Genomic DNA, 2,607 nt, shown 5'->3' with positions numbered 1-2,607 from the left:
AAAGACTTAATAGCTATTCAGAAGAAAAGGATTTCGGAGGAAAGTAAAGATATTTTCGGCAATCCCATTGGTTTTTATTCTTACTGGACCGAAGTAATAACGGATGGTAAAAAAAAACGGGGTCAACCTTTTACTGGTATCGATACTGGTGACTGGATGCGAGGATTCTACATGCAAGAAGTTTCTGGAGTATTAAGATTTAGTTCAAAGGATCCGAAAAACCAAGACATCTTAAATAGCGAACATTGGCTTTCTGATGAACTTTTTGGATTAACTGATAAAGAATTAAAGGAAGTGATCACAAAAAGATTGCTTCCTTTTTTTATAAACAATGCACGCAACATTCTTGAAATATGACATACGATTCACTTGATATAATCCCATACAAAACCTTTTTCAAGATTGCAGAATCTGGAAATATACAATTGCTATCAGATACTGAAAAGGACCCGGAAGTTCTTGCTGCATTATGGGAATCTCTTTACCAACAGCATTTAGACAAAGATGGTTCAAGTGCTCAGGAGAAGAAAACGTTTAGAATATCTAAAGAAATAAGCTCTCTCGAAGCAACATATAAAATAGTTATCATGTCGTGCGACGCTTTAAGGTTTGATTTCAATGAAGAACTCTTCAAGTTATTGACAATTCAATATGGTTATACTCTAAGAATCGAAGACGAAGAGGTTTATTTCCAAGACTTAGAACAAATTGAAAGGGAAGCAAGCGCTCTGAAGGTAAAAATCAATGTTCTTTCCAAACTACTACCTAAAGTTGATCAGGGTCAGGAATACAGTATTGATGATGTCATGGCATCATATTGTTCAATTCTGGAATTTCAGATCGGTGATTTTAATTCAATCACATATACCGCATTTTTTAGCTATGAAAAGCAAGTTCACGCTAAAGTAGAATCAATCAGGCAACAAAATATAAAAAACAAGAAAAATGGCTAATTCTAAAGGTATAATTACACGTAAGGAGATTATAGAAGATGAGGCGCTTAATTGGGGGCCAGACTATGCAAAGCAGGCTCAAATTGCAATTGACAAAAATGTAGAGTTTGTTAAAGGAATTCTTCAAATAGCCACGATTCAGAAACAGATTAAAGATTCTTCCAACAATTCAAATTATATAAATGCAAAACAGCAGGAAATACTAGCTACACAAAAAGCTATACTTGCTATTAAAGAACAGGAAGCGGCAGAGATTTCACTGAATAAAATCAGGATTTCATCAATTAATTTATCCGAAGCGGAAAGAAAAGCAAAATTAGCTTTGGAAAATGCAGAGAGTAAACTTCAAAAAGCAAAAGATGCTGCCACAAAAAAGACAGCCCAAGAAATTTACGATCAAAGTGTTCTGGCCAGAAATGCAAAGAACCTCGCAATTCTAAATTCGAAATTATCAACCGAATATGAGAAATTAACAGCTAAGAAACGGCTAGCTGCTACTGCTTTACAGGATCTTATAATATTAGGAAAAAGAGCAGATGAGACAACGGCTCAATATAACATTAGACTTCAACGTGCGCAAATAGAATTTGACGAGCTACATAGAAGAGTAGTTGCAGCAAATAGAGCAGTTGGTGTTTTCAATGATAATGTTGGGAATTATCCAATGCAAGCAGCACAAGGTCTTAAGGATTTAGTTGAAGCTTTTGGGTTAGTGATTGGTATAGAAACTTTCGTTGATATTACAAAACAAGCATTTGACATCATTAGAAATTTTGAAGCGGAGATTGTAAATCTTGCTGCAATTGCGGGGAAAAGCCGCGATGAAATACAACCTTTGGAAGCCGATATTCGTGCGGTTGCCGCTGCAAGTATAAATAGCGCTACTGATGTTGCAAAACTTGCTACTGAATTGATAAAATTAGGATCTACTCCGGAAGAGGTTTCAAAATTACTTAAACCGGTTAATGACTTGTCAATTGCTTTACAAACCAGTGCTGAAGATAGTGCAACTTTAGTTAAATCACTTTTGAATGCATATCAGGAAGGTGCTGACAAAGCAACACACTTTACTGATGTACTGGCAGAAAGTGCAAACAGGTCTGCATTAGATTTTGACGGTTTGAGAGATTCATTTTCTTATTTAGCACCAGTCGCCAATACTTTGGGGATTTCAGTTGAAAAGACCGCGGCGTTGATTGGTACCTTAACTGATAATGGTATTAAAGCAGAAAGTGCCGGACGATTATTAGCCACGGGATTAGGTAGATTATCTGGTCAGGGGCTTACTTTGGAAGCGGCTTTAAAAAAGATTACTGATGCTCAGAAAGCCAATAAATCAAGTATGGAAGTGCTTAATATTGCAAATAAAATATTTGGAGGTGAAGCCGGTAAACTTGCACTTATTCTTGCAAACAATACAAAAAAAATAGAGGAAAGTACAGCAGCCTATGAAAATAGTAATGGAGCGTTGGCGGAACTTACCGACAAACAGTTAAAATCATTAAACTCAGAATTGGAAATTCTTTCGTCATCATGGGAGGAATATATTCTTGACACAAATGAAGCTGCCGGTGGAACTGTTATTATGACGTCAGTTTTGAGATTTTTAAGTAGTAATCTTAAAACCCTCATTGATTTAGCAGTCTTTGCCGGA

3 protein-coding genes are annotated in these 2,607 nt (G+C 36.0%); all 3 read left to right on the top strand.

Going from position 1 to position 2,607, the window contains the following annotated elements:
- The coding region (locus EV143_RS21605; protein WP_166638201.1) for a hypothetical protein at positions 1 to 357 on the top strand (357 nt) is incomplete at its 5' end.
- Positions 354 to 953 carry a hypothetical protein gene (locus EV143_RS21065; protein ID WP_133509882.1) on the top strand — a complete coding sequence of 200 codons (600 nt, stop codon included), beginning with the start codon at positions 354 to 356 and terminating at the stop codon, positions 951 to 953. The genes EV143_RS21605 and EV143_RS21065, both read left to right, overlap by 4 nt.
- Positions 946 to 2,607, top strand: a 1,662-nt coding sequence (locus tag EV143_RS21060) for a phage tail tape measure protein (protein ID WP_133509883.1), incomplete at its 3' end; no start/stop codon positions are given. The genes EV143_RS21065 and EV143_RS21060, both read left to right, overlap by 8 nt.

This window comes from Flavobacterium chryseum, from assembly GCF_004362015.1.
In the GTDB taxonomy this organism is placed as follows: Bacteria; Bacteroidota; Bacteroidia; order Flavobacteriales; family Flavobacteriaceae; genus Flavobacterium.
Note: the sequence above shows the minus strand (reverse complement) of the source record. Positions and strands in the feature narration are given on the sequence as shown.